General features: G+C 63.4%; 1 protein-coding gene. It reads right to left on the bottom strand.

The window, feature by feature from the left end; all coding sequences use genetic code 11:
- Positions 1–287: 287 nt before the first annotated feature.
- On the bottom strand, positions 288–1,160 hold the full coding sequence (locus DE149_RS11560) for an Ltp family lipoprotein (RefSeq protein ID WP_231119478.1): 873 nt from the start codon (positions 1,158–1,160) through the stop codon (positions 288–290).
- Between the last annotated feature and the right edge of the window lie 187 nt (positions 1,161–1,347).

Below are 1,347 nucleotides of genomic sequence, written 5' to 3'. Positions count from 1 at the left end.
TGCGTTAGCGTGAGTCATGAGTGGGTCTTCTCGGGCAGGTCGGTGGTGTAGGAACTTCCATCCTGCGGGAGAGGCCCACTCGTCTCATCTCAGCCGGCGCCTCGTGGCAAGAACCTCATGACCCACAACAGCTAGAGATCACCCCGGCCCTGCGTCAGGCGGAACACAGCCCCGCATATTCTGGTCCTCCGCGGGCTGCGGAGGACCAGAATATGCGGGCGGCGGGTGGACCACCTGGCGACACCGTTGCCGACGCGTTCATTCAACGCGCGGGGCATGCCCGGGCGTCACTGGGACAGGTTGTCGATCGCGTACTGCGCCTGGTCGGGCGTGAACTCCTCGCCGTATTCCGAGACCAGTTGGTCGTAGATCGCAGACGGCGACATGTCCATCATCTCCTGATAGCTCTTCGCTTTGGCCAGCGCATTGGCATTCCAGTCCACGTCCGTCATGTTGTCGATCGCGTACTGCGCCGCTTCTGGTGAGAACTGCTCACCGTACTCGGAGACCAGCTGGCCATAGATGCCCATCTTGGACATGTCCATGTTCTCTTCGTAGCTGTACGCCTTGCGAAGCGCCGACTGGTACTCCATCGGCACATCCCCGGCCTCATGCTCGGCTGCCGCTTCCGTCTCCTCCGAGAGCGTCGGCGTGGGCTCAGGGGTGGGCGTGGGCTCCGATGCAGGAGCAGACCCCGCAGTAGGGGTCGAGGTCGACGATGCAGCCGGCGTGGAGGATGCGCCCCCGGACGCGCCGTCCACCTCCAGCGCCGCATACTCCGGGATGCGGTTAATGATGGGCGTCATGTTCTCAACGAACCTGTTGAGTTCCTCACCGGGCTGGTAGCAGTCGGTGGCTGCACCGGTCACAGACTGCACGATGTCCTGCATTGGCATCGTGTACCTGCCACCGCCCGACTTCACAATGCGCTGGATCTCCTCAGGCTCGGCCATCAGACGGTCCAAGGTGTCGAGATACTTGGGATGGGCGACCGCGCGCAGCTGATCGCCCTGCTCCACCAACCCCGCCACGCGACGATCCCTATCGCTCATGACGAGGTCTTCCATGTAGAAGTCCACGCTGAAGTCCAGGACGTCTAACGCCAGACCACCGCGGTTGCCTGCCAGCTGTTCGCACGTCTCGGTGGCCGTCAGCTGCATGGGGCTCTCCGAGGCGGCGGGCGTCGGCGACACCGCCGAAGAAGACGAGGACAATGAGGATTGGGAGCTAGACGGCCCCGGTCCCTCCTGACCGGTGGGCTGACCCCGTTTCGTAGGTCCAGTCGTTATGAGAGTCGTCCTGTTGCCCGCGGTCGCGGGCAGGGAGACTGGTCAGATCATGACGAAC

It is taken from the genome of Micrococcus sp. KT16, assembly GCF_003315015.1.
GTDB classification, from domain to species: Bacteria; Actinomycetota; Actinomycetes; order Actinomycetales; family Micrococcaceae; genus Micrococcus; species Micrococcus luteus.
The sequence above is the reverse complement of the archived record's forward strand: the minus strand, read 5'-3'. Positions and strand labels throughout refer to the sequence as shown.

Bases quoted from the DNA above. Each gene is read 5' to 3' on its own strand.
- DE149_RS11560 (WP_231119478.1), bottom strand. From the start codon at position 1,160: ATGCAGCTGACGGCCACCGAGACGTGCGAACAGCTGGCAGGCAACCGC.